Genomic DNA, 23,979 nt, shown 5'->3' with positions numbered 1-23,979 from the left:
GCAGGGCAACATAGATGCGTGGAGCGCCGGCAGGCCGCCAGCCAACCCACGCCATCGTGCCAGACTCGCTTGCGTACGGTGGCGCAGTGCTGCACTGCGCGATGGATTTATCGCGATGCCGTGGTAATGGTAGCGCTATCATCCGTGGCGCAAGGCCACCTTCGTGCAGGTGCAGTGGTCGATGAATCGAACCGAAGAACACGGCAGCGACGGGTCCGGCCGGCACCTGATGGATGCATGCATGCACCACATCAGCCAGGCCGCCGGCGCGCTGGCGCGGTTGCACAGGCCACGCGCATGAGCAACGTGCCCACCGCAACGCCGGAGGCTGCATCGGCAAGGCTCGGCCGGGTGCGCTGGCGGGTTTGCGCCTTGCTGCTGGCCGCCACCACCATCAACTATGTGGACCGCCAGGTACTGGGCGTGCTGGCGCCGTTCCTGCAGACGCAGATCGGTTGGAACGAAATCCAGTACGGCTATATCGTCACCGCATTCCAGGCGGCGTATGCGCTGGGTCTGCTGTGCAGCGGTGCGGTGATCGACCGCTTCGGCACGCGGCTCGGCTATGCGCTGGCGATCGGCCTCTGGAGCCTGGCGGCGATGGGGCATGCCCTGGCCACCAGCGTGGTGGGGTTTGCGATTGCGCGGTTTTTTCTGGGCCTTGGCGAATCGGGCAATTTTCCTGCAGCGCTCAAGACGGTGGCCGCATGGTTCCCGCGCCGTGAGCGTGCGCTGGCCACCGGCATCTTCAATTCCGGCTCCAATATCGGGGCCATTGTCGCCCCGTTGCTGGTGCCGTTGATTGCCACAGCCTGGGGCTGGCAGGCGGCATTCCTGTTCACCGGCGTGCTCAGTGCAACCTGGTTGGCGGTGTGGTGGTTCAGCTATCACCCGCCCGAGCAACAACCCCGTTTGTCTGCCGCAGAACTGGCGTATATCCGCAGCGATGCGCATGAGCCGGTGCAACGCCGGCTGTCGTGGTTACAGGTGCTGCGACATCGGCAAGCCTGGGCGTTTGTGCTGGGCAAGTTCATCACCGACCCGATCTGGTGGTTCTTCCTGTTCTGGCTGCCGAAGTTCCTGCACGCCGAATACGACTTGAGCCTGCTGCAATTGGGCGTGCCCCTGATCGTGATCTTCGTGCTGGCCGACATCGGCAGCATTGCCGGCGGTTGGGTGGCCGGGCGTTTCATCGCGCGTGGCTGGAGCGTCAACCGCGCACGCAAGACCGCGATTTTGATCTGCGCGATTTCGGTGGTGCCCATCGTATTTGCCGCACGCGCCGACAACCTGTGGCTGGCGGTCGCGCTGATCGGGCTGGCCACCGCCGCACATCAGGGCTGGTCGGCGAATCTGTTTACGCTGCCTTCGGACATGTTTCCGCGCCACGCGGTCGCCACGGTGGTGGGTATCGGCGGCTTTGCCGGTGCGGTGGGCGGCATGTTGATCGCCACCTTCATCGGCTTCCTGTTGCAAGCCACCGGCAGCTATGTGCCGGTGTTTCTGATGGCAGGCTCCGCCTACCTGCTGGCATTGGCGCTCGTGCACACTCTGGTGCCGCGGCTGGAGCCGGCGCAGTTGCCTGCCGATCCAGCGCCGACATCGTCCTGAGGTGAGCTTATGCACATGCGCGCAGTAATACTGGGGTTGTCGATGGCGGCCGGCATGGCCGCGCCTGCACACGCGGCACCACTGGCAGCGACAGCGTCCAAGTTCCTCGGATGTGCGTACGGCGCGCAGCAGGCGCCGGGGTTTGCGCAGTACTGGAACAAGTTCACCCCGGAAAACGGCGGCAAATGGGGCAGCGTGGAGGCCGTGCGCGACCAGATGGATTGGAGCACGCTGGATGCCGCATACCGGTTCGCCCAGGCCAATCAGATGCCGTTCCAGATGCATGTCATGGTGTGGGGTAACCAGCAGCCGGAATGGATCAAGACCTTGCGGCCGGCCGAACAGCGCCGCGAGATCGAGCAGTGGTTTGCCGCCGTTGCGCAGCGCTACCCGGATATCGCACTGCTGGAGGTGGTGAACGAGCCACTCAACGACCCGCCCAGCAAGGCCGATACCGGCGGCGGCAATTATCTGCAGGCGTTGGGGGGCAACGGCGACAGCGGCTGGGAATGGGTGCTGCAATCGTTTCGGCTTGCGCGCCGGCATTTTCCGCACACCAAGTTGATGATCAACGACTACAGCATCACCAATAGCGCGCAGGCCACACAGAAGTATTTGCAGATCGTGCGGCGGCTGCAGCGTGAGAACCTGGTCGATGCCATCGGCGTGCAGGAGCACGCCTTCGAGACCACGCCGGAGGTTGCGATGTCGGTGCATCGCGACAATCTGGATGCGTTGGCCGCCACCGGCCTGCCGATCTACATCACCGAGTTCGATCTGGACGGCCCGACCGATGCGCAGCAGCTGGCCGACTACAAGCGGGTGTTTCCGGTGTTCTGGGAACACCCGGCAGTGCATGGCATCACCTTGTGGGGCTTTCGGCCCGGTTTGTGGCACGACAAGGAAGCTGCGTACCTGATCCGCGCCGACGGCACCGAACGTCCCGCGCTCACGTGGCTGCGCGATTACGTTGCTGCCCATCCCGGTACACCTGCGCCATGACAATTGCTGATGCTCACCGCGCTCACAGATACTTACGTGGTGTCCTGACCTTATGCCGCAGGCATCATGTCATCGTGCTGGCTGCATGCATCGTGCGGCGGGCAGTCGTGCTGATCGGGCTGGCCACTGCCGCACAACACGGCTGGTTGGCGTGTCTTTTTACGCTGCTTTCTGACTTGCTTACGTGTCGTGCAGTTGCAACAGTCGCCGGCTTCGGCGGCGTCGCCGCTGCGGCGAGCGACATGGTGATCGCACCGTTCATTGGTTTCGTTTTGCAGGCCATCGGCAGCTGCGTGCCGGTCTTTTTGATGGTGGGTGCGGCCTACATTCTGGCGCTGGCGGTGGTGCACCGCCTGGTGCCACGACGGCCGGCGCGAGTGGAGCAACCGGCCTAGACGCGGTTCCAGGTGTCTGCACTTTGGCGTCGATCGGACGCACGTCAGCGCACCTGTCCTTTCCGTGACTGCTTCGCTCACTCATCGAGGATGCCAACATGATGAAACTCCGTTATCCGCTCACGCTTGCGTTGTTGCTGGGCGCTTGTGCGTCCGCTGTCGCCGGGCCTATCGCTGCCGGCAAGCAACGCGTCCTGGGCAGCGCCTACAGCCCACGGCAAGCGCAGGGCTTCACCAACTACTGGAACGCCGACGTTTCCGAAAATGCGGGCAAATGGGGCAGCGTCGAAGCCGTGCGCGGCCAGATGAACTGGGGCCCGCTCGACGAGGCTTACCAGCTGGCCAAGCGCAACCATATGCAGTTCCAGTTCCATGTCGGACTCTGGGGGGCCCAGCAGCCGACATGGGTACGCAACCTGCCGCCAAACGAGCAGCTTGCTGCGATCGAGCACTGATTTGCGGCGATTGCGCAGCGCTACCCCGACATCGACCTGATGCAGGTGGCCAACGAGACGCTGCCGGGTCACAACCAACCGGACAATCGCCGCAGCGATACGGGTAATTATCTGCAGGCACTGGGCGGCACCGGGGCGACCGGCGTGGACTGGGTGCTTGAGGCATTCCGCCTGGCACGCGAGTATTTCCCCCATACCAAGCTGATGATCAACGACTACAACGTCACCGAGTACAACGACCAAGCCAGGCAGTATCTGCACACCATCCAGCTGCTGCAGCAAGAACACCTGATCGATGCGATCGGTATCCAGGGGCACCTCTCGAGCAACGGTCCTTCAGTTTCGGTGCAGCGTGCCAACCTCGACCTGTTGGCATCCACCGGCCTGCCGATCTACATCACCGAGTTCGACCTGGATGGGCGTACCGACGCTCAGCAGTTGGCAGCCTGGCAGCGCTTCTTCCCGATGTTCTGGGAGCACCCGGCCGTGCGTGGCGTGAACCTGTGGGGTTTCCGTCACGGTCTGTGGCGCGAAAATGAAGGTGCTTATCTGATCAATTACGACGGCAGCGAACGCCCGGCATTGACCTGGCTACGCAGCTACGTCGCCAGCAAGCCCTGACCAGGGTTCCCATTTATTGTCCATAGGGCTGATATCGATCATGCGTTCTTCCGTGTTGTCCTTGCATCCCGATCGTTTGCTGCCGGCCGATCCCGGCACGCGCGCGATCGCCCGCCGCCTGTACGCGCAGGTCGCAACGCTGCCGATCATCAGCCCACATGGCCACACCGACCCGGCCTGGTTCGCCACCAATGCGCCGTTCGCCAACGCCACCGAACTGTTGTTGGTGCCGGACCACTATGTGTTCCGCATGTTGTACAGCCAGGGCATCGACCTCGATGCCCTGGGCATCCCACGCGCAGATGGAACCCGCGCAACAGTCGACCCGCGTGCGGCATGGCGCGTGTTTGCCGAGCACTACACGTTGTTGCGCGGCACGCCGTCGGCGCTGTGGCTCAATCATGTGTTCCATGACGTTTTCGATCTACGTATTCGTCTCGACGCCGGTACCGCCGATCACTATTACGACCACATCACCGCCGCGCTGCAAACGTCAGCATTCCTGCCGCGCGCGTTGTTCGAGCGCTTCAATATCGAGGTGATCGCCACCACCGAATCGCCGCTGGATCGGCTGCAGCACCATGCGGCCATTGCCGCCAGCGGCTGGCAGGGACGGGTGGTGACGGCGTATCGCCCCGACCCGGTCGTGGACCCGGAGCACGAGCAGTTCGCCGGCGCGCTGCAGCAGTTCGGCGCGCTCACCGGTGAGGACGTGCTGACCTGGGATGGCTACTTGCGCGCGCATCGGCAACGGCGTGCGTTCTTTGCCGCGCACGGCGCCACCTCGACCGATCACGGGCACCCCAGCGCCGCGACCGCCGATCTGTCGCCGGCCGAAGCGCAGCGCCTGTTCGATACGGTGGTGCGCGGTGCGGCCACGTCGGAGCAGGCCGAATTGTTTCGCGCGCAGGTGCTGACCGAAATGGCGGCGATGAGCCTGGACGACGGCCTGGTGATGCAGCTGCATCCGGGCTGCTTCCGCAATCACAATCGGCAGCTGTTCGAGCAGTACGGACGCGACAAGGGCGCCGATATTCCGATGCGCACCGACTACGTGCATGCGTTGAAGCCGTTGCTGGATCGGCATGGCAACGACCCGCGCCTGCGCCTGATCGTGTTCACCCTGGACGAGACCAGCTACAGCCGCGAGCTGGCGCCATTGGCCGGGCATTACCCCTCCCTGCTGCTCGGCCCGGCGTGGTGGTTCCATGACGCGCCGGAAGGCATGTGGCGCTTTCGCGAGCAGACCCTGGCCAGCGCCGGCTTCTACAACACCGTGGGCTTCAACGACGATACCCGCGCATTCCTGTCCATTCCGGCGCGACACGATGTGGCGCGGCGCGTGGATAGCGCCTTCCTGGCCAAACTCGTTGCCGAGCACCGCTTGGAAGAGGACGAGGCCACCGAGGTGGCGATCGACCTGGCCTACCGCCTACCCAAGCAAGCGTACAAGCTGTGAGGTGGCGCAAACGGAGGGCGGTGGTGCCGACGCGTCCGCACACGTCGTCGCTGCATCCTGCGCAGCGGAAGGGTCGGTGAACTGATGCGTGCACACGCCAAGCACAACGTCACACGACAGCTGCTCGCAGCTTGCGCAGTACGTGCCTGCACAGGGGTTGTCTGGCTCTGCAGCGCATTGCCTATCATCGCAGCACCGCACCCGGCCAGCGACGCCTCGCGCGAACGTATTTCGCTCAATGCGCAGTGGCGCTTTCATCGTGGCGACCCACCCGCAAACCAGGAAATCCTGGACTACGATGTGCGCCCGCAGGTGGTGCGCAGCGATGACGGCAAGGTGGCCGATGCGCAACCGGAGCAAGCGCAGCTCACCGATGCGTCCGCCGTGCGCGTGCTCAAGCCGTGGATCCTGCCCACCGCCAACGGCTTGATCGCAGACCCGGCCCAGCGGCACACGCGCCCCCCAGGCAACCCGGGCAGCACGGTGGCTTATGTGCAGCCGCACTTCGACGACAGCGCATGGGAAACCGTGGACCTGCCACATGACTGGGCCATTGCCGGGCCGTTCCTGGCAAATGGGCCTTACGGTGGCATGGGCCGGTTGCCGAGCTGGGGCATTGGCTGGTATCGCAAGAGCCTGGACATCCCAGCCAGCGATCGCGGCCGCGCGTTGTTTCTGGATCTCGATGGTGCGATGTCTTACGCCACGGTCTGGCTCAACGGCACCCTTGTCGGCGGATGGCCTTACGGGTACAGCTCCTGGCGCGTGGATCTGACGCCGTATGTGATTGCAGGCAAGCGCAATCAACTGGTCATTCGCCTGGACAACCCGCCCGAATCGGCGCGTTGGTATCCGGGCGGCGGGCTGTATCGCAACGTGTGGCTGACCAAAACGGCGCCGTTGCATATCGCGCATTGGGGCACGCAGCTGACCACGCCGCACGTTTCGGCCGATGCGGCGCAGGTGCAGCTGACCGTCACGCTGGACAACGCCGCCCGCAGCGCCACCCAGGCGCAGGTGAGCACAGCGATCTATCTGCTCGACGATGCAAGCGACCGGCCCAGCGGCGAGGCGGTCGCGCGCATTCCAGCGCAGCCCATCGCGGTCCCTGCCGGCGGCACCGCGCACGTGCAAGGCAGTACCCGGATCGACGCCCCGCGCCTGTGGGGGCCTCCACCCACGCAGCAACCGCATCGCTATGTGGCCATCACCGAGGTTGGCCAGCAGGGGCACGTGGTGGACCGCTACGAAACCCGCTTCGGCATTCGCAGCATCGTGTTCGACGCCGACAGGGGCCTACTGGTCAATGGCGAGCACGTGCCGATCCGCGGGGTGAACAATCATCACGACCTGGGCGCGCTCGGTGCAGCGTTCAACAGGCGCGCCGCCGAGCGACAGTTGCAATTGCTGCAGCAGATGGGCGCCAACGCCATTCGCATGAGCCATAACCCGCCTGCGCCCGAATTGCTCGACCTGACCGACCGCATGGGTCTGCTGGTGGTGGATGAGGTGTTCGACAGTTGGGAGATGAAGAAGACCCCGCTGGACTTTCATCTGGTGTTTCCGCAGTGGCATGCCGCCGATCTGCGCGCGATGCTGCGCCGCGACCGCAACCACCCCTCGGTGATGCTGTGGAGCGTGGGCAACGAGGTTGGCGAGCAATACACCGGCCAACAGGGCGCGGCGATTGCGCGCACGCTGCGCGCCATCGTGCATGCAGAAGACCCGACGCGCCCGGCCACGGTGGCGATGAACTACGCCTCGCCCGAGATGCCGCTGCCCGCTGCGCTGGATGTCGTCAGCCTCAATTACCAGGGCGAAGGCATCCGCGATGCAGCCGAGTTCGAGGGTACCGAGCGCATCCGTAAACCGCCGCAATACCCCGCGTTCCATGCACGGTTTCCACACAAGGCCATTGTCAGCAGCGAGACTGCCTCGGCACTGAGCAGTCGTGGCGTGTACCTGTTTCCGGTCACTGCGGACAACAGCGCACCGGTACGCGATGGCCGTGGCGGCGATTCGGTGGCGCATCAGGTCAGCGCGTACGAACTGCATGCGGTGGACTTTGGCTCCAGCGCGGACAAGGTGTTCGCTGCGTTGGATCAACACCCTTACGTGGCCGGTGAGTTCGTCTGGACCGGGTTCGATTACCTGGGCGAGCCCACCCCGTATTACAGCTCGCGCAGTTCCTACTCGGGCATCTTCGATCTGGCCGGCTTCCCGAAGGACCGTTACTGGCTCTATCAGTCGCGCTGGCGTCCGGAACTGCCGGTGGCGCATCTGCTGCCGCATTGGAGCTGGCCAGGGCGCGAAGGACAGGTCACGCCCGTGCATGTGTTCACCTCCGGCGACGAGGCCGAACTCTTCGTCAACGGCGTTTCGCAGGGGCGCAAGCGCAAGGCGCCACGGCAGTACCGGCTACGCTGGGACGCGGTGGTGTACCAGCCGGGCGAATTGCGGGTGCAGGCGTACAAGGACGGCAAGCCGTGGGCCAGCGAGCGCGTGCAGACGGCAGGCCGCGCCGCGCGCATGCAGCTGACGCCGGATCGGGGCAGTATCCGCGGCGACGGACAAGACCTGAGCTTCATCACCGTGCGCCTGCTCGATCGCGACGGACGTCCCGCACCGACCGCGGGCGACCGCCTGCGCTTCCGCATCGAAGGCCCTGGCGAGTTGGTGGCCACCGACAACGGCGACCCCACCAATCTGGAAACGTTCGCTGCGTCGCAACGTCATGCCTTCAATGGGCTGTGCCTGGCGATCGTGCGTGCCAAGGCCGGGGCGCGTGGCACGATCACCGTGCATGTGGAATCGGACACGTTGCAAGCCGCACAGACCCAGGTGGCGGTGCAGTGATGCGATCCAGTGCAATCGAAACCTGTGACCTCTCAACGGACCTGCTCATGCACATCAACCGCGCCAACCTCACCAAACGCCTGGGATTGCTGATCGCCGGCCTCAGTGCAGTGTGCACGCTGCAGGCCCTGGCCGCGTGCGGGACGCCCGGCACCTCGCTCAAGCAGGCGTATGCGCAAGGGTTTCTGCTGGGGACTGCCGTCAATGCCGATATCGTCTCCGGCAAGGACGCAGCCTCCGCTGCGTTGGCGGCCTGTCACTTCAATGCGGTGACCGCGGAAAACGTGATGAAGGCCGAAGTGGTGGCGCCGCGTCGTGGGGTGCAGGATTTCAGTGCAGCCGATGCATTCGTGGCCTACGCACAGCGCAATCGGCAGTTCGTGGTCGGTCACACCCTGGTCTGGCACAACCAGACACCGGAGTGGTTCTTCACTACCGCCGATGGTCGGCCCAATACGCCGGCACAGCAGCTGGAACGCATGCGTGCGCATATCGCGGCGGTGGCCGGGCGTTACACGGGCAAGGTGCAAGCCTGGGATGTGGTCAACGAAATCATCGACGAAGACGGCAGTTACCGTTCGACCAACTGGGTACAGCGCGTGGGCGACGGCGACACGGTGGTCCGCAATGCCTTCACCTTCGCACAGCGCTATGCACCGGATGCGCAGCTCTACTACAACGATTTCAATGCATGGCGGCCGGCCAAGCGCGAGGGCATCGTGCGCATGGTCAAGATGCTGCAGCAGGCTGGTGTCCGTATCGATGGCGTGGGCATGCAAGGCCATTGGGGGCTGAACTACCCCAGCTTGCGCGACATCGAGGACGCGATCGATGCGTACGCTGCGCTTGGCGTCAAGGTCATGATCACCGAGCTGGACATCGATGTGTTGCCGCTCACCAAGGAAGGCCAGATCATCGGCACCGGCATGGCGCACAAGCAGTTTCAGCTGCCGGAATTCAAGCGCTTTCTCGACCCCTATCGCGATGGTTTGCCTGCCGACGTGCAGGCGCAATTGCGCGACCGGTATGCCGAGCTGTTCGCGCTGTTCTGGCGCAAGCGCGACAAGATTGCGCGCGTCAGCGTGTGGGGCGTCAGCGATGACATGTCGTGGAAAAACGATTACCCGGTACCTGGGCGCACCAACTATCCGCTGCTGTTCGATCGCAATCATCAACCCAAGCCGGCGTTGGATGCGGTGTTGGCCGTGCCCACCGCAACCGCTGCACGCTAGCGGCTGCCGGCCCAAGAGCTGCTGACCACCACGCCCGGGCACAGGCGAGCACGGCCGATGTTCGGTGCGGCATGGATGGCTCGAAACACCGCATTCCTGCGTGCCGTGCACCTCATAGATGCATGCGCGCGATGCATTGGTGGCCGCTATGCGCAGTCGCCTGCACACGCATGATGGCATCATGCCCCCAACCATGAGACAGGACTGACCGATGCGCTTGCCGTCTTATCTGCTGTTGGCCGTGCCGTTGCTGGCGGTGCTTGCTGCCTGCACCAAGCAGACTCCACCGACGCCGCGTTTTGCGGCCATCGGCCAGCTGCAGACATTCGACCGCCGCTTCGGTGATGTGGTGGCAAGCGATGCGCGCATCGAGAAGCTCACCGAAGGCTTCACCTGGTCCGAAGGCCCGGCATGGGTACGCAAGGGAGGCTATCTGTTGTTTACGGATGTGCCGGAAAACAAGCTGTATCGCTGGTCCGAACAGGCCGGCCTGTCGGTCCTGCTCTCGCCCTCCGGCTACACCGGCCCGGAACTGCCCACGCTGCGCGAAGCCGGCGCCAATGGTCTGTACGCCGAGCCCGACGGCACGGTGCTGCTAGCCGATTCCGGCACGCGCATCCTGGCCAGGCTCGATCCGGTCACGCGCAAGAAGACACCGCTTGCGACTGCCTTCGAGGGCCACCGCTTCAACAGCCCCAACGATGTCGTGCGGCGCAGCGATGGCGTGGTGTTCTTCACCGACCCGCCGTACGGGTTGAAGGATCTGGATAAATCGCCGGTCAAGGAGCTGCGCTTCAATGGCGTCTATCGCCTGGACACCGATGGCAGCGTGCATCTGCTGGACGATAGCCTGAGCTTTCCCAACGGCATTGCCCTGTCGCCGGATGCGCGCACCTTGTACGTCTCCAACTCCGATCCGCAACGGCCGATCTGGATGGCGTATGCACTGGATGCACAGGGTGCCGTCACCGGCAAGCGCGTGTTCGCCGATGCGTCCGACCTGATCGCCAAGGATGTTCCCGGCCTGCCCGACGGCATGGCGGTTGCCGCCGACGGTACGTTGTTTGCCACCGGCCCCGGCGGGGTGATCGTTTTCGATCCCGCCGGCCAACGCCTGGGTCGCATCGCCACCGGCGAGGCCGTCTCCAACTGCGCCTTCGGCAACGATGGCCACACGCTGTACATGACCTCGCACGCGATGCTGGCGCGCGTGCGCGTGAAGTCGCTGGGCCTGCAGTTCGTGCGCTAGACGATCGCGGCGATGCCGCTGCATCGCCTCGCGATGGACACGCACGTCTGGCCGCATGCGTGTCTGACCGCAGCGCCAATCGCCTGGTACTGCCGCCGTGTCGGCTGCCTTGTGTACTGCCTCGGTCAATCGTCCAGCCGCCACAGGCCGCTTGCTTGCAGACAAGGCCAGCGGCCATGACGCGCGCCCGCACGACGCGTCCTCGCCCGTAGCGCCACCGCTGCCGGTCTTACCGAGCAGCGTGGTGCCCGCACCTCCGACCGCCGGCCGCAGCGCCTGCGAGCCAGGCCTTTTACCTGGCTCGCCGCACCAACGTTGGCGACCGCAACCGTGGTGCGGCGCGTCAAAACAGGCGTGCACCGAATCGCTCTTGCACCGCGCAACGCCTGCTGTGCCAAGGCGTGCAGCTGTCCAGGCAATCGCCACGCTTGAGCCTGTTGCAAAAAGGTAATCATCGCTATACGGTAGTTTTCACTACTGTCATGAGCGGGTGCCCGCGGGGTTGCGGCAATGAACGAAGCTTGCGTTTCCCGGTTGCTGCGCACCCTGGCGTGCGTTGTCGTAGCGGCGCTGCCGCTGATGCCTGCGCTGGCGGCAGCGTCCTCGCCGGTACAGGGCCTGTGGCTGACTGCGGCCAAGGACGCCGTCATCGCATTTGCGCCGTGTACCGATGCCGCCAGCGCGATGTGCGGAAAGGTGGTGTGGGACAAGGACGCCGGCACGCCGAAGGACACCTGCGGTGTGCAGATCGCGCGCCTGGAGCGCGACGACAACGGCACCTGGCGCGAGGGTTGGGCATTCGATCCGCGCAGCGGCAAGCGCTACAAGGCCACGCTGCGGAGCAAGGGCGACAGCCTGACCCTGCGCGCGTTCATCGGCGCCGAAGTGCTCGGCGAAAACATGCTGTTCACCCGCGTGCAGGCCCTGCCATCCACGCCGGTGTGCGCCAGCCACTAGCTGCGGCCAGCGCCACATGCGCGCGCAGCACCGGCCGCCGCGATCGCGGCGGTTCTCACTCACATCCACCGGGGGAATCCAGATGGCGAAGATCCATGTCGGCGCGGTTGTCGCGTGTGCGTTGCTGCAAGGTGCGGCTTGCCTGCCGGCGCAGGCCCAGCAAGCCGACCCGGCCAGCGAGGGCAGCGTGGCGACCTATCAGTTCGACAACCAGGTCAAGCTGATGAGCGAACAGCGCACGCGCGGCATCTCCGATTCGTTGATGCGGCCCTCGGCCAAGTGGAGCACCCAGTTCGTGCATGCCAGCGGGCTGGTCGCCTTGCTGGAAGTGGCCGGGGTCAGCAAGAAGCAGTTCGTCAATGGCGACGGCCTGGGCGTCACCCTGGCGGGCGGTTATCGCTTCGGCAATCCGGACCGCTGGCACGCCGGCGTGGGCTTGGCCACCGAGCGATTCCCGGGCGCACGCTTCATGGCGCCGCACAGCATCGACCTGGAAGCCGGCACCCCGACCGACGTGCGCACGACCAACTACAACAGCGACTTCGCCGTGATGGAGCTGGGCTACGGCATCGTCGAAGGGCGCGTGTTGTATGTGGTGTCCAAGACCTACCGCGGTGCCGATACTGGCGGCGTGTGCGGGCAGATCCTGCGCTTCTCGATCGATCCGACCGCCGCATTGCAGTGCTACGCGCGCGGCGAACAGGATTCGCGTGGCACCGTGTTGGCCGACCTCAATACCCAGTTGCCGTTGCTGCCCTCGCTGCTGCCGTCCACGACGCTGCGCCTGCATGCCGGCTACCAGAAACTGGCCAACTTTCGCGAAGGCAACTTCGCCGATTACCAGATCGGCATCACCCATCGGCGTTGGGGCCTGGACTGGAACCTGGACTGGCTGACCACCAACACCAACGCGCACCAGTTGTACTGGGTGCAGGACGGCGAGCGTATCCGCAAGACCGACGGCGATGCGCTGGTGTTCTCGATCGGCTACACGTTCTGATGCGCACCCAAACGCTCGCAGACGACACCGGCGGCAATGCGCCGCTGGTGCTGGCGGTGGACCTGGGAACCTCCGGCTGCAAATGCGCGTTGGTGACGCTGGACGGCAAGGTGCTCGCCTGGGCGTTCGAACCGGTGCAACTGCACGTGCAGGGCGTCGCTGCCGAACAAGACCCGCACGCGTGGTGGGACGCGTTCAGCGCCACCGCCGCTGCCGTGGTGCAGGGTGATGCGGCGCTGCGCCGACGCGTGGTGGCCGTGTGTTGCTCGACCCAGGGCGAAGGCACCGTCTGCGTGGACCATAACGGCCAGGCGCTCGGGCGCGCCATGCTGTGGCTGGACATGCGCGGCCAGGCGGCCATCGCCCGGCGTCTGCAGGGGCGTTGGCTCAATGTGCGCGGCTACGATCCCCTGCGCCTGTGGCGATGGTTGCGCCTGAGCGGTGGCGCGCCTGCGCGCAGCGGCAAGGATTGCGCCGGCCACATCGCCTATCTGCGCGATCACCAGCCCGTGCGTTACCAGCGCACGCACAAGTTTCTCAACGTGCTCGATTACATGAACCTGCGCCTGACCGGCCGGTTCTGTGCCACTCCCGATTCGATGCTGACCACCTGGGTCACCGACAATCGCGACCCGCACCATATTCGCTACGACGCGGGCCTGCTGGACATGGTCGGCGTGGAGCGCGACAAGTTGCCGGACCTGGTGCCGTCCACTGCGGTGCTGGGGCCGCTGCTGCCGCAGGTGGCCCAGGCGCTGGGCCTGTCGCCGCAGACCGTGGTGGTGGCCGGCGCGATCGACACCTCGGCAGTGGCGGTGGCCGCGGCGGTGGAGGATCACGCCGCGCATCTGTACCTGGGGACCTCGTCATGGCTCGGCGCGCATGTGCCGCGCATGAAAACCGATGTGCGCAGTACGATCGCCGCGGTGCCGTGCGCAGTGGAAGGGCGCTATCTGGCGATCGCCCTGCAGACCACCGCCGGTGCCAACCTGTCCTTCCTGCGCGACCGCATCCTGTTCCATGCCGACGAACTGCTCAGCGACGAGCAGCGCCCGGACGTCTATGAAGTGCTCAATCGCATCGCCGCGCGCGTGCCCGCAGGATCCAACGGGTTGATCTACATGCCCTGGCTGTTCGGCGAACGCACGCCGGTGGAAGACCCGAGCCTGCGTGCCGGCCTGATCAATCTCTCGCTGATGCATAGCCGCGAGGACATGATCCGCGCGGTGATGGAAGGGGTGGCGTTCAACACGCGCTGGATGATGGAGCCGTTCGCGCGCCTGCTTGGCTGCGACCCAGGCACGATTGCCGCGGTCGGTGGCGGCGCGCAGTCGGATCTGTGGTGCCAGATCATCGCCGATGTCAGCGGCCGGCCGATCCGGCAATTGCACAATCCGATCCAGGCCAACGCAGTGGGCGCGGCCTTCATCGCCGGGGTCGGCCTGGGCCGGCTCGGCTTCGGCGACCTGGCGGCATTGCAGCGCCCCCGGCGGGTCTACGAGCCGGATGCGGGCACGCGTGCGCTGTACGACGACCGCTACGCGGTGTTCAAGGACCTGCAGCGCACCTTGGCGCCGATCTACCGACGGCTCAATCCCTCCACGCCTGCGCCCGCCCCGGAGGTCGCCACGCATGTTTGCCCTTGAACAACGCCAGCGCGTGGTCGCGCTGTGCATCGAACTGTCGCGCCGCGGCTATCTGGCCGGCACCGGCGGCAATGTCGCCTTGCGTATCGATGCCGAGTGTTTCGCGGTCACTCCCTCGGCGATCGACTACCTGAGCATGCAGGCCGAGGATATCTGCATCGTCCGCACCAAGGACCTGCACCAGCTCGACGGCACGCGCACGCCGTCGGTCGAAACCGGCCTGCATGCGCAGGTGATGCGGCGGCGCCCGGACGTGGGCTGCAGCATCCACACCCACCAGCCGGTCGCCAGCGCCTGCACCCTGCTGGGCGCGCCGCTGGAGGTGACGCAACCGGCGTTGCGCCGGCTGCTCGGCGCACGGATTCCGATCGCCGGCTACATGCCGTCGGGCACCGGCCTGCTGGCCCGCCTGCTGGCCCGGCAGCTGCAGCCCACCGTCAACGCCTATCTGCTGCGCAATCACGGCGTGGTCTGCTGCGGCACCAACCTGGAGGCGGCCGTTACCGTGGTCGAGGCGTTGGAGCTGGTCGCGCGCAGCCACCTGCAGACGCAGATCCAGGCGCGTGCGGCGCGCGAGCCCGACCTCGCGGTCGGCCTGCAGCGGGTGCTGACGGCGCTGGATTCCAGCCGGCACACGTCCGGCGCGTCCTCCCTTTCCCAGACATGATGACACCGACGATGAGCGTGACTTCCGCGATTTCGCAATGGCCCGATGTGGACCAGCTGTATCGCCGCTTCGATGCGTTGGTCAAACAGCCGATGCGGCCGGTCCGGCGCGAAGGCATGGACAAGGTGATGCGCTACTTCGAGCAGCGCTGCCAAGGCTCCAAGCAGTTGGGCGACGCCGCGCAGCGGGTGATTCCCGGCGGCGTGCAGCACAACCTGGCCTTCAATTACCCGTTCTCGCTGGCGATGCGCAGCGCCGAGGGCGCCTACCTGACCGACGTCGACGACAACCGCTACATCGATTTCCTGCAGGCCGGCGGACCGACCTTGCTCGGCTCCAACCCTCCGGCGTTGCGCGCACGCGTCAACGAGGTGCTGGACCAGTGCGGACCGGTGACCGGACTGCTGCACGAATACGAGGTCAAACTGGCCGAGCTGGTCTGCGCCAGCATGCCGGCGGTGGAGATGGTGCGCCTGCTCGGTTCGGGAACCGAGGCGGTGATGGGCGCGGTGCGCCTGGCGCGCGCGTATACCCGCAAGCGCTGGATCATCAAGATCGGCGGTGCGTATCACGGCTGGAGCGACCAGTTGGTGTACGGCCTGCGCCTGCCCGGCACCGGCCGCATGGAAGCGATCGGCATTCCGCGTGGGGCGACCGCGCAGACCCAGGAATGCCTGCCCAACGATCTGGACGCGTTGCGCCGCAAGCTGCAATTCAATCGCCTGCGTGGCGGCACCGCGGCGGTGCTGCTGGAACCGCTGGGGCCGGAGAGCGGAACCCGCCCGGTGCATGCGGACTACAACCGCCAGGTGCGCGCGCTGTGCGACGAGTTCGGGGCGCTGCTGATCTTCGATGAAGTGGTCACCGGTTTCCGGTTGGGCCCCGGCGGTGCGCAAGGCTACTTCGGCGTTGCGCCGGACATCACCGTGCTGGGCAAGTGCCTGGCCGGCGGCTATCCGATGGCCGGGGCGATCGGTGGCCGCCGTGAGGTCATGATGAGCCTGGTGGGCGGCATCGGCACGACCGCGCGGCGCGCCTTTGTCGGCGGCACGCTCTCGGCCAACCCGCTGTCCTGCGTGGCCGGCTACTACGCGTTGCTGGAAGCGCAGCAGAACGATGCGGCCGGCCGCGCCGGCCGCGCCGGCGATCGCCTGCGTGCGGGTCTGGAGGCGATCATCCAGCGCTGCGGATTGCCGTACGTGGTCTACAACATGGGCTCGATCGTGCACCTGCAGACCTCCGGCGTGCTGCTGCTGGACACCGGCAACCTCTACAAACTCTGGCGCGTGCGCAACGAAGCCAAGGCGCGCAAGCACATGATGGAAGAGATGGGCGCGGCGTATTCGGCGCATGGCCTGATCACCCTGGCCGGTAGCCGCATCTACACCAGCATGGCCGACACCGATGCGGTGATCGACGAGGCCCTGAACCGTTTCGACGATGTCTTCGCACTGGTCTGAGCCGATGAACGCCACCGATGCCCTGCGCGACACCTGGCTGCAGACCCGCGAACGGCTGCAGGCCTCCCACTTGCTCGGCGACGATGACGCGGCCTTGTCGGTGCGTTGCCCGGGCGCCACGCAGATGTGGATCGGCAGCGCCACCGCGTCAACGCCGCTGCTGCTGGACTGGCGCGAGGATGCCGCGCTGGATGCGGCGCAGCGCCTGCATGCGCAGGTCTATGCGCAGCGTGGCGATGTGGGGGCGGTGGCGTGGTCGGCCGGTGCCTTCGGCCACTGCCTGGCCGACTGCGGCGGCGCGTTGCCGCAGGTGTTCGACGAACAGGCGCGGCATCTGGGGCCGATGCCGCCGCCGGTGCGCGCGGCCGACGCGGCGGCCACGCTGGCCGGGGCGATCGGCAATGCCGTGCTGGTGGCACGGCGGCCGCTGTGCCTGGGTACCAGTGCGCGTCGCCTGGCGCTGAACATCGCGTTGTTCGAAAAGTGCGCAAAGGCGTATGTGCTGGCGGCGGCCACCGGAGGACCCACCCGGCAGCTGCCGTGGTGGGTGCGTCGCATCGCCAACGGGCGTCTGCGCAAGGACCAGGTACGTGCGAGCGCCGCATTCGCCAATGGCGCCCTGCCCACCGAAAGCACGGCCTACTGAGGGCATCTCATGCGCAGCAGTCATCCACCCGCGTTGTCCGCCGTGGCCGTTCCCGCCTCGCAGGGATTGCCGTCCGGTTTGTTGATCGGTTCGATCGCCCTGCTCATCCTGGGCGTGCAGCCGATCCTGCTGGGAACATTGGTCGAGCAGAAGCTGATCACGCTCTCCGGCGTGGGCATCGTGGCAATGGGGGAGATCGTCGCGCTCGGCCTGGGCGTGGCGCTGGGCGATGCGCTGTTGCCGCACCGCTGGCAGCGCCAGGTCGCCGTGCTGGCGGCGCTGTTGGCGGCACTGCTGGACCTGGCCACCACCCAGGCGGTCGGCGACACCGCATTCGTGCTGGTACGCGCAGCTGCCGGCCTGGCGGAGGGGCTGCTGCTGTGGGTGGCGACCCTGACCATCGTGCGCGCGGCCAAGCCGGATCGGGTCACCGCGGTGTTCATGCTGACCCAGGCGGTGGCGCAGATCGCACTGGCGAATCTGCTGGCGTGGTGGGTGCTGCCGTCCACCGGCTGGAAAGGCGGTTTCGTGGCGCTGGGCGCGGTGACGCTGTGCGCGGCGCTGCTGACACCGTTGCTGCCGGCGACCTTGTCTGCCGTGAGCGCAACCGCGCCGGCGAGCCGCGTGCGCTGGTCGCCGACAACCCTGTTGCCCTTGCTGATCGCCTTCGTGCAGATGGCCGCGATCGGCGCGCTGTGGGCGTACATGGAACCGTTGGGGCTGCGCGCCGGCCTGGATGCCGGGGCGGTGCAGGCGCACACCTCGCTGGTGCTGACGCTGCAGATCGTCGGCGCGCTGGCGGCGATCTGGTGGGTGCGCCGGCTCGGTCACGCGCGCACCCTGGTGGTCGGCAGCCTGGTGCTGGCGGCGGTGGCGGCCACCATGGCGCGTGCGGCGCCGGCCGGCACTGCCGCGTTCACGGTTGCCTGCGTGGGCTTCGGCCTGGCCTGGATGTTCCTGATGCCCTTCCACGTGGGTCTGGCGTTCGTTGCCGACGCGCATGGCCGGGTGGCGGTGCTGGTGCCGGCGGTGCAGTTGCTGGGATCGGCAGCCGGCCCCTTGCTCGCTTCGCTGCTGCTACAGCACGATGATCCGGCTCCGGTACCGGCGTTCAGTCTGGCCGCCGCATTGCTGGCGGCGGTCCTGGCGGCGGCAGCCGGCCGCGACCAGCGCCGCCGGGCGCCGGCCGGAGCGCAGCAGAACAGGGGGGATCGATGAGCGACAGCGTGTGCGGAATGGGCCGCAGCGTGCCGGCGCGTCCGGCGCGCCGGTCGCGGATGCGTTTGCAGTGTGTGCGCTTGCAGCAGGGGCGTGCGCGTCATGCACGCTGACCTGGACGTCTGCGCCGAGGACATCGCGGCACTGTTCGCCGCCCAGCAGCCGGTGGCCGCGGCCTGGCGCAGTTCCACCGCCGCGCAGCGGCGCGAGCGCCTGCGCGCGTTGCGCAGCGCGCTGCTGGCGCGGCGGCAGGCCCTGTATGCCGCCTTTGCCGGCGACTTCGGCAAGCCGGCACTGGAAGTGGAGCTGAGCGAGCTGTTGCCGGTGGTCGACGAAATCGCCGCCGCCATCGCCGGGCTGCCGCGCTGGATGCGCCCGCGCAAGGTGTCGCCCACCTTGCTGACGCTGGGCACGCACGCGCAGATCGGCTATCAGCCCAAGGGCCGCTGCCTGATCATCGGACCATGGAATTATCCGGTTGCCACCGTGCTGGGGCCGCTGGTCTCGGCGCTGGCGGCAGGCAACACCGCCATCCTCAAGCCGTCCGAATTCACCCCGCAGGTCAACGCGGTGCTGCGCGAGCTGCTGGCCGAGGCGTTCGACCCTTCCGAAGTGGCGATGGTGCAGGGCGGGGTGGCCACTGCGAAGCGCTTGCTGGCCTGCCCGTTCGACCATGTGTTCTTCACCGGCTCACCGGCAGTGGGGCGGCAGGTCATGGCCGCCGCTGCCGCCCAGCTGGCCTCGGTGACGCTGGAGCTGGGCGGCAAATCGCCGGCCATCGTCGACCGCAGCGCCAACCTGGAACGCGCCGCGCAGGTGCTGGTGTGGGGCAAGCTGGTCAATGCCGGGCAGACCTGCATCGCGCCCGATACGCTGTTCGTGCATCGCGAGGTCCGCACGGCGCTGCTGCAGCGGTGCCGCGAACTGCTGGCGCAGCGCTACGGCAGCAGCGCGGCGGCGGTGGCTGCCAGCCCCGACCTGGCGCGCATGATCCATGTCGGCCATGCGGCGCGCCTGGCGGCCCTGATCGATGAAGCGCGCGCTGCCGGTGCCGAGCTGGTGGCCGGCGGCGAGCATGACGTGGCGCAGCGTTTCATCGCCCCGACGGTACTGGCCGATGTTCCGGAACACGCGCGCATCGCGCAGGAAGAAATCTTCGGCCCGGTGCTGCCGGTGGTGACCTTCGACCATCTCGACACCGTGCTCGCCGGGCTCGACGCCGCCGCCAAGCCGTTGGCGCTGTATCTGTGGAGCAACGATGCCGCACAGGTCGCCCGCGTGCTGGCGCGCAGCAGCTCCGGCAGCGTGGTGGTCAATCACTGCCTGCAGCAATTCATGCACACCGGCTTGCCGTTCGGCGGCATTGGCCAGTCGGGGATCGGCAGCGCGCATGGCATGCATGGATTCAAGGCGTTTTCGCACGAACGTGCGGTATTGCGCGGCGGCCGCCTGCTGACCGCGCGGGCCTTCTTTCCGCCGTATCGGGGCTGGCAGCACCGCGTGGCCACCGCATTGACCGCCTGGCTGGCCCGCCGATGACGCGCGCGGCACAGATCGCCCGCGACGCAGCGCGTATGATGTGGCTCTGGCAAACACCGGCCGTGCAGGCGCATGGCTTGGCGGTGGCATGGCGCTACTGCAGACGATGGACGCCGCCTGGCCGGCGCAATGCAGCAGCGACGCAACGGCGCAGGTGCAGTCGCGGTGGTCTGGCCGACGCATCACTCCGTGTTCGAGGAATCCCCCGCCCATGTCCACGACCAAGTCCCGTCCGCGCGCGCCGCTCAAGGCGCCTGCGCCCAGGCTGACCGGCAACAAGCTCCCGGCCCAGCATCGCGCGACCGAGACCTACGAACATATCCTGGCGGTGACCGCGCAATTGCTCGGCGATGTCGGCGTGGAACGGCTGTCCACCAATCTGGTCTGTGCGCATGCCGGACTGACGCCACCGGCGCTGTACCGCTACTTTCCCAACAAATATGCCTTGTTGTCCGAGCTCGGCACGCGCCTGATGCAGCGGCAGAACGCGCTGGTGCCCAAGTGGATCACGCCGCAGGCGATGTCCGGTTCGCGCGAACAGGTGCAGCAGGCGCTGACCGGCTTGGTGCTGGAGACCTACCGGGTGACCAAGGCCACCGAGGGCGGTGTCTGGATCCTGCGCGCGCTGCGTGCGGTGCCGGCCTTGCAGCAGGTGCGCCTGGACTCGCACGCGCAGGTCACCAAGGCGCAGGTGCGCATGCTCGCCGAATTCTTCCCCGATGCAGACCCGCGCCAACTGCGTCTGGTCAGCCGCATCGTGGTGGACCTGATCTATGCGACCGTGGAGCTGCTGTTCGATGTGCGACTGAGCAGCCGTGCGGTGGCCGAGACAGTCGGCACGATGATCGCCGGCCACGTCGAGCAGTTGCGCGATGCAACGGCCGATGTGCCGAAAGGCAGCGCTGTGGAGCGCCGGCGAGGTTCGCCACCGGCACGGCGTTCAAACCGCGCTGGGTGATGGGCCGGCAGCGGGCGCGGTCGTCAGAGCCTGCGAAGGACGCGCCTTCCCTGCACCGAGGCATCTGGCAGGTGCAATGCGGCTGCTCGCAGGCGCTGAATGCCGCAAGCACACCTGCGCCGCATGCAACGCTCAGGGCAATGACGGCAGCACGAGCAGATCCTGCAGTTCCGGTCCGCCGCCGCGGTTGCCGCTGCCTGCGGCGATGTACAGATCCTCGCCCACCTGTGCCGCCTGCGTGCCGTGCCTGCCGCGCGGCAAGGCCGGACCGGTCTCCCACCGCGCGGTGGCCGGGTCGTAGGACTCCACCTCCGCGTGGCCGGCGACCTGGGCCGTGCTTTCGCCGCCCAACAGCATGACCCGGCCGTGATGCGCGACGGTTGCCGCGCCCGCGCGCGGGGTGGGCAGCGTGGCATCGGCCACCGACCAGGTGGCCTGCCGCAGATCGTAGATATCCAGCTGCGGAATTGTTTGCGACAGCGTGTCGCCGGTGTCGTGCGAAGACCGGCGCCCGCCGCCCGCGTAGAGCTTGCCGTCGAGCACCACGGCCTGGAAGTGATCGCGCGCATGCGGCGCATCGGGCAGGCGCGTCCAGCGCTGGGTCCGCGTGTCGAAGGCGTCCAGCCAGGGCACATAGCCGCTGTTGTGGCCACGCGTATTGCCACCCACCAGATACAGCACTCCGTCGTGCGCGACGGTACCGGCCGAACCGCGGCGGCGATCGGCAGGAATCTCCGCGCCCGTCTGCCAGCGGTCGGTGGCCGGGTCGTAGATCAGCAGATGCGTCAACGCCGCTTCGTTGGGATAGTCGCCGGTAAACCCGCCCACCAGATAGAGCTTGCCTGCCCAGACCGCCGCCTGGGCGTGGTTGACCGCCAATGGCGGTGCGCTGCCGCGCGACCAGCGCCGGGTGCGGGTATCGAAGATATCCAGCGGGCGTTCGCCGCGACCGCCGAGCAAATACAGGCGCTCGCCAATGGCGGCCATGCTGTTTTCGTGGCGTGCGTGCGGCTCGCCCTGCGCCTGCACCGCGCGCCATTGCTGCTTGCTGGTCGATCCGGCTGGTTCGAGGTCATTGGCCTGCCCGCTGACAGGCATGCTTGCGGTCACCACGAGCAGGAACACCGCGCAGAAAGACGTTGCCAAGCGATGCATCGGTGTTCCTTGGTTGCAAAGAGCGGCCAGTCTACTTACCTGTCGACGCACCGCCATAGCAGAAAGCGGACAGAGCCGCGACGCGCGTAGCGACCGCGACAGTGCAGCGCTGTCACCACGCTGACGATGGCAGTGGTCGATCATCTGCATTGCGGTGTTGCAGCCGGATACGCAGTGCACTTCATCAAACCCAGTGCCTTTGCTGCTTGCAAGTGCCAGGGGAGACGCCGGCTCTTCACGTCCGACAGCACCGCGTATGCAAACACTACCGCGACCGCAATGACAGGAGACCTGCGTGACGCGTTCCCCGACAACTTCCCGTTCGGCGACAACGCCGCCCAAGAGCGTCGCCGCTGCAGCGGCGCGTGGACTGCGCCTGCGCGAGCAGCACGGCCGTGGCGGTACCGCCGTTGGTGTGGCGCGTGCGCGCGATCTCTCCGCGCAAACGTCGCTGTCTGCACAGACCATTGGACGCATGCATTCGTACTTCGCGCGACACAGCGTGGACAAGAGCGGCAAGGGCTGGGCGGATGCCAAGGCGCCATCGGCCGGCTACATCGCCTGGCTGCTCTGGGGCGGCGATGCAGGCCAGCGCTGGGCAGCGCGTGTGTACGCGCGCCTGCACCAGGCAAGCGCGACGAAGGGCGCCAGCAGCGGAAATGGCTCGAAAAAGACTGCTGTAAAGAAGGTTAAAGCAAAGAAGAGTGCAACCAGGCAAGCCGCAGCCAAAAAAACGGCGGCCAAGAAGTCAGCAAAAAAGACAGTCGCAAAAAAGACCGCACCGAATAAGCGCACCACGAAAAAAACGGCGGCCGCAAGCGCCTCTGCCAGAAAGACTGCATCGTCCAAGGTCGCAAGCAAGGCAAGCAAGGCAAGCAAGAAAGCTGCAGCAAGGAGCAGCGCGGCTGAGAAGAAAGGCGCGACCAAGAAAGCGCCATCAAGGCGCACTGCGGCCAAGAAGAAGAGCACCTCCACAGCTGCGAAACAGCGTGCAGGCAAGACGTCCGCGCCCTGGAGCACGTCCAGCCCAAAGAGCGCTTCGCGCTCCAAGCCACTGTCTGCATCGCAGAAGACCCAGGCCCGCAAGCGCGCAAAAGCCGCAGGCCGCCCATATCCGAATCTGGTGGACAACATGGCCGTCGCCAGCAAGCGCAGCACGAGCAAGCGTGCGGCCAAGTCCGGCGGCACGAAACAGCGTGCAGGGAAGAAATAGCGGTATCGTTAACGCGCGTTTGTGCGTGCTGCGCTCGGAGGTGCGGCGGCACAGGCCCGTCTCTTGTCGGCATGCCCCCGGTCCGAGGCAGTGCCGACTAAGCCGTGGAGCGGTGGCGCTTGCTGTCGCCCCGGCATCGGTCCGAGCAGTACTTCACCTGGTCCCACACACGCTCCCACTTCTTGCGCCAACGAAACGGCCGCCCGCATTGCACGCAGACCTTCTCCGGTAGATCCTGTTTTTTGCGTGTTGCCATAGGCTGGAAGGACTGGGACACGTGTCGGTGCAGGGGGGTGCAAAGCATGTCATAGCGAGGTCCACTGCAAAATGCCGTCTCGGACTTCATGCAGGCAGCTGCCCAGAACACAGCAGTACATGGGCGGGGAGACCGGCGCGCACGCTTTGTTATAGGGCCTGTTAACACTAATGGCCCGAGCGATTAAACTATTGGGCATGGAGATCACGCCAGCACAATTTTCTCTGATCGAACACTGCCTGCCGGCGCAGCGCGGCAATGTCAGCATGACCAACCTGCAAGTGGTCAACGCCATCCTTTACGTTGCCGAGCATGGCTGCAAATGGCGCGGCCTACCCAAGCGCTTTGGCAACTGGCATACGGTCTACACACGCATGAACCGTT

21 protein-coding genes and 1 pseudogene are annotated in these 23,979 nt (G+C 66.4%); 18 read left to right on the top strand and 4 right to left on the bottom strand.

The features are described 5' to 3' along the window. Nucleotides 1-126 precede the first annotated feature (126 nt). The 3 genes from F7R02_RS13340 (at nt 127) to F7R02_RS13330 (ending at nt 3,008) form a co-directional block, all read left to right on the top strand. The gene (locus F7R02_RS13340; RefSeq protein WP_078589840.1) at nt 127-1,611 is read left to right on the top strand and encodes an MFS transporter; all 1,485 of its coding nucleotides are present in this window, start codon (nt 127-129) and stop codon (nt 1,609-1,611) included. Nucleotides 1,612-1,620: 9 nt separating this feature from the next. Beyond that, the gene (locus F7R02_RS13335; RefSeq protein ID WP_078589839.1) at nt 1,621-2,613 is read left to right on the top strand and encodes an endo-1,4-beta-xylanase; all 993 of its coding nucleotides are present in this window, start codon (nt 1,621-1,623) and stop codon (nt 2,611-2,613) included. 74 nt (nt 2,614-2,687) lie between these two features. Then, nucleotides 2,688-3,008, top strand: a complete 321-nt coding sequence (locus F7R02_RS13330) for an MFS transporter (protein WP_078589838.1) — start codon at nt 2,688-2,690, stop codon at nt 3,006-3,008. A 77-nt stretch (nt 3,009-3,085) separates the two neighbouring features. Here F7R02_RS13330 and F7R02_RS26905 read toward each other — a convergent pair whose 3' ends face one another. After that, a complete protein-coding gene (locus F7R02_RS26905) occupies nt 3,086-3,364 on the bottom strand; it encodes a hypothetical protein (RefSeq protein WP_026006886.1) in 279 nt (92 codons plus the stop codon). Here F7R02_RS26905 and F7R02_RS13325 point away from each other — a divergent pair. The 14 genes and pseudogenes from F7R02_RS13325 to F7R02_RS13255 form a co-directional block, all read left to right on the top strand. Next, nucleotides 3,272-4,084: pseudogene (locus tag F7R02_RS13325) on the top strand (endo-1,4-beta-xylanase); the annotation flags it as partial. The gene F7R02_RS26905 and the pseudogene F7R02_RS13325 overlap by 93 nt on opposite strands. A 40-nt stretch (nt 4,085-4,124) precedes the next feature. Next, complete coding sequence (uxaC, locus tag F7R02_RS13320; protein ID WP_078589837.1) at nt 4,125-5,543, top strand: glucuronate isomerase; 1,419 nt, start codon at nt 4,125-4,127, stop codon at nt 5,541-5,543. Nucleotides 5,544-5,627: 84 nt separating this feature from the next. After that, a complete protein-coding gene (galB, locus tag F7R02_RS13315; protein WP_172397228.1) occupies nt 5,628-8,399 on the top strand; it encodes a beta-galactosidase GalB in 2,772 nt (923 codons plus the stop codon). Nucleotides 8,400-8,446: 47 nt separating this feature from the next. Then, nucleotides 8,447-9,631, top strand: a complete 1,185-nt coding sequence (locus tag F7R02_RS13310) for an endo-1,4-beta-xylanase (RefSeq protein WP_078589836.1) — start codon at nt 8,447-8,449, stop codon at nt 9,629-9,631. A 211-nt stretch (nt 9,632-9,842) separates the two neighbouring features. Next, nucleotides 9,843-10,880, top strand: coding sequence for an SMP-30/gluconolactonase/LRE family protein (locus F7R02_RS13305; protein ID WP_008573847.1), 1,038 nt, complete (start codon nt 9,843-9,845; stop codon nt 10,878-10,880). A 510-nt stretch (nt 10,881-11,390) separates the two neighbouring features. Continuing rightward, nucleotides 11,391-11,837 (top strand): DUF2147 domain-containing protein, encoded by a 447-nt coding sequence (locus tag F7R02_RS13295; protein WP_008573850.1) that lies wholly within the window; start codon nt 11,391-11,393, stop codon nt 11,835-11,837. 82 nt (nt 11,838-11,919) lie between these two features. After that, nucleotides 11,920-12,837 (top strand): TorF family putative porin, encoded by a 918-nt coding sequence (locus F7R02_RS13290; RefSeq protein WP_078589835.1) that lies wholly within the window; start codon nt 11,920-11,922, stop codon nt 12,835-12,837. Beyond that, nucleotides 12,837-14,483, top strand: coding sequence for a xylulokinase (locus tag F7R02_RS13285; RefSeq protein WP_011349102.1), 1,647 nt, complete (start codon nt 12,837-12,839; stop codon nt 14,481-14,483). Before F7R02_RS13290 ends, F7R02_RS13285 begins: the two co-directional genes overlap by 1 nt. Next, a complete protein-coding gene (locus F7R02_RS13280) occupies nt 14,470-15,150 on the top strand; it encodes a class II aldolase/adducin family protein (RefSeq protein WP_065613378.1) in 681 nt (226 codons plus the stop codon). The genes F7R02_RS13285 and F7R02_RS13280 overlap by 14 nt, the downstream gene beginning before the upstream one ends. A gap of 11 nt (nt 15,151-15,161) precedes the next feature. Next, a complete protein-coding gene (locus tag F7R02_RS13275) occupies nt 15,162-16,610 on the top strand; it encodes an aspartate aminotransferase family protein (protein ID WP_078589834.1) in 1,449 nt (482 codons plus the stop codon). A 4-nt stretch (nt 16,611-16,614) separates the two neighbouring features. Next, on the top strand, nt 16,615-17,256 hold the full coding sequence (locus F7R02_RS13270; RefSeq protein ID WP_029820779.1) for a hypothetical protein: 642 nt from the start codon (nt 16,615-16,617) through the stop codon (nt 17,254-17,256). Nucleotides 17,257-17,334: 78 nt separating this feature from the next. Then, nucleotides 17,335-18,474, top strand: a complete 1,140-nt coding sequence (locus F7R02_RS13265; protein ID WP_078589850.1) for an MFS transporter — start codon at nt 17,335-17,337, stop codon at nt 18,472-18,474. Between the two features lie 102 nt (nt 18,475-18,576). Next, nucleotides 18,577-20,013, top strand: coding sequence for an aldehyde dehydrogenase family protein (locus F7R02_RS13260; protein WP_078589833.1), 1,437 nt, complete (start codon nt 18,577-18,579; stop codon nt 20,011-20,013). Nucleotides 20,014-20,224: 211 nt separating this feature from the next. Next, on the top strand, nt 20,225-20,971 hold the full coding sequence (locus F7R02_RS13255; RefSeq protein ID WP_029820776.1) for a TetR/AcrR family transcriptional regulator: 747 nt from the start codon (nt 20,225-20,227) through the stop codon (nt 20,969-20,971). Nucleotides 20,972-21,103: 132 nt separating this feature from the next. Here the strand turns inward: F7R02_RS13255 and F7R02_RS13250 are convergent, their stop codons facing one another. The 3 genes from F7R02_RS13250 to F7R02_RS13235 all read right to left on the bottom strand — a co-directional run bounded on the left by F7R02_RS13250 (nt 21,104) and on the right by F7R02_RS13235 (nt 23,595). Continuing rightward, a complete protein-coding gene (locus F7R02_RS13250; protein WP_011349097.1) occupies nt 21,104-22,126 on the bottom strand; it encodes a Kelch repeat-containing protein in 1,023 nt (340 codons plus the stop codon). 552 nt (nt 22,127-22,678) lie between these two features. Further along, the gene (locus F7R02_RS13240; protein ID WP_039416554.1) at nt 22,679-23,212 is read right to left on the bottom strand and encodes a hypothetical protein; all 534 of its coding nucleotides are present in this window, start codon (nt 23,210-23,212) and stop codon (nt 22,679-22,681) included. 224 nt (nt 23,213-23,436) lie between these two features. Continuing rightward, nucleotides 23,437-23,595: a DUF2256 domain-containing protein gene (locus tag F7R02_RS13235; RefSeq protein WP_011349095.1), complete on the bottom strand. Its 159-nt coding sequence runs from the start codon at nt 23,593-23,595 to the stop codon at nt 23,437-23,439. 197 nt (nt 23,596-23,792) lie between these two features. Between F7R02_RS13235 and F7R02_RS13230 the strand changes: the two genes are divergently transcribed. Next, a partial coding sequence (locus tag F7R02_RS13230) for a transposase (RefSeq protein ID WP_151210039.1) occupies nt 23,793-23,979 on the top strand: 187 nt, incomplete at its 3' end.

It is taken from the genome of Xanthomonas cissicola (genome assembly GCF_008801575.1).
Lineage (GTDB): Bacteria > Pseudomonadota > Gammaproteobacteria > Xanthomonadales > Xanthomonadaceae > Xanthomonas > Xanthomonas cissicola.
The sequence above is the reverse complement of the archived record's forward strand: the minus strand, read 5'-3'. Positions and strand labels throughout refer to the sequence as shown.

Coding starts and splice junctions, on each gene's coding strand:
- F7R02_RS13270 (WP_029820779.1), top strand. CDS start 16,615: ATGAACGCCACCGATGCCCTGCGCGACACCTGGCTGCAGACCCGCGAA.
- F7R02_RS13335 (WP_078589839.1), top strand. CDS start 1,621: ATGCACATGCGCGCAGTAATACTGGGGTTGTCGATGGCGGCCGGCATG.
- F7R02_RS13310 (WP_078589836.1), top strand. CDS start 8,447: ATGCACATCAACCGCGCCAACCTCACCAAACGCCTGGGATTGCTGATC.
- F7R02_RS13285 (WP_011349102.1), top strand. CDS start 12,837: ATGCGCACCCAAACGCTCGCAGACGACACCGGCGGCAATGCGCCGCTG.
- F7R02_RS13290 (WP_078589835.1), top strand. CDS start 11,920: ATGGCGAAGATCCATGTCGGCGCGGTTGTCGCGTGTGCGTTGCTGCAA.
- uxaC (WP_078589837.1), top strand. CDS start 4,125: ATGCGTTCTTCCGTGTTGTCCTTGCATCCCGATCGTTTGCTGCCGGCC.
- F7R02_RS13250 (WP_011349097.1), bottom strand. CDS start 22,126: ATGCATCGCTTGGCAACGTCTTTCTGCGCGGTGTTCCTGCTCGTGGTG.
- F7R02_RS26905 (WP_026006886.1), bottom strand. CDS start 3,364: ATGGTTGCGCTTGGCCAGCTGGTAAGCCTCGTCGAGCGGGCCCCAGTT.
- galB (WP_172397228.1), top strand. CDS start 5,628: ATGCGTGCACACGCCAAGCACAACGTCACACGACAGCTGCTCGCAGCT.
- F7R02_RS13340 (WP_078589840.1), top strand. CDS start 127: ATGGTAGCGCTATCATCCGTGGCGCAAGGCCACCTTCGTGCAGGTGCA.
- F7R02_RS13255 (WP_029820776.1), top strand. CDS start 20,225: ATGTCCACGACCAAGTCCCGTCCGCGCGCGCCGCTCAAGGCGCCTGCG.
- F7R02_RS13280 (WP_065613378.1), top strand. CDS start 14,470: ATGTTTGCCCTTGAACAACGCCAGCGCGTGGTCGCGCTGTGCATCGAA.
- F7R02_RS13260 (WP_078589833.1), top strand. CDS start 18,577: ATGCACGCTGACCTGGACGTCTGCGCCGAGGACATCGCGGCACTGTTC.
- F7R02_RS13235 (WP_011349095.1), bottom strand. CDS start 23,595: ATGGCAACACGCAAAAAACAGGATCTACCGGAGAAGGTCTGCGTGCAA.
- F7R02_RS13275 (WP_078589834.1), top strand. CDS start 15,162: ATGAGCGTGACTTCCGCGATTTCGCAATGGCCCGATGTGGACCAGCTG.
- F7R02_RS13295 (WP_008573850.1), top strand. CDS start 11,391: ATGAACGAAGCTTGCGTTTCCCGGTTGCTGCGCACCCTGGCGTGCGTT.
- F7R02_RS13305 (WP_008573847.1), top strand. CDS start 9,843: ATGCGCTTGCCGTCTTATCTGCTGTTGGCCGTGCCGTTGCTGGCGGTG.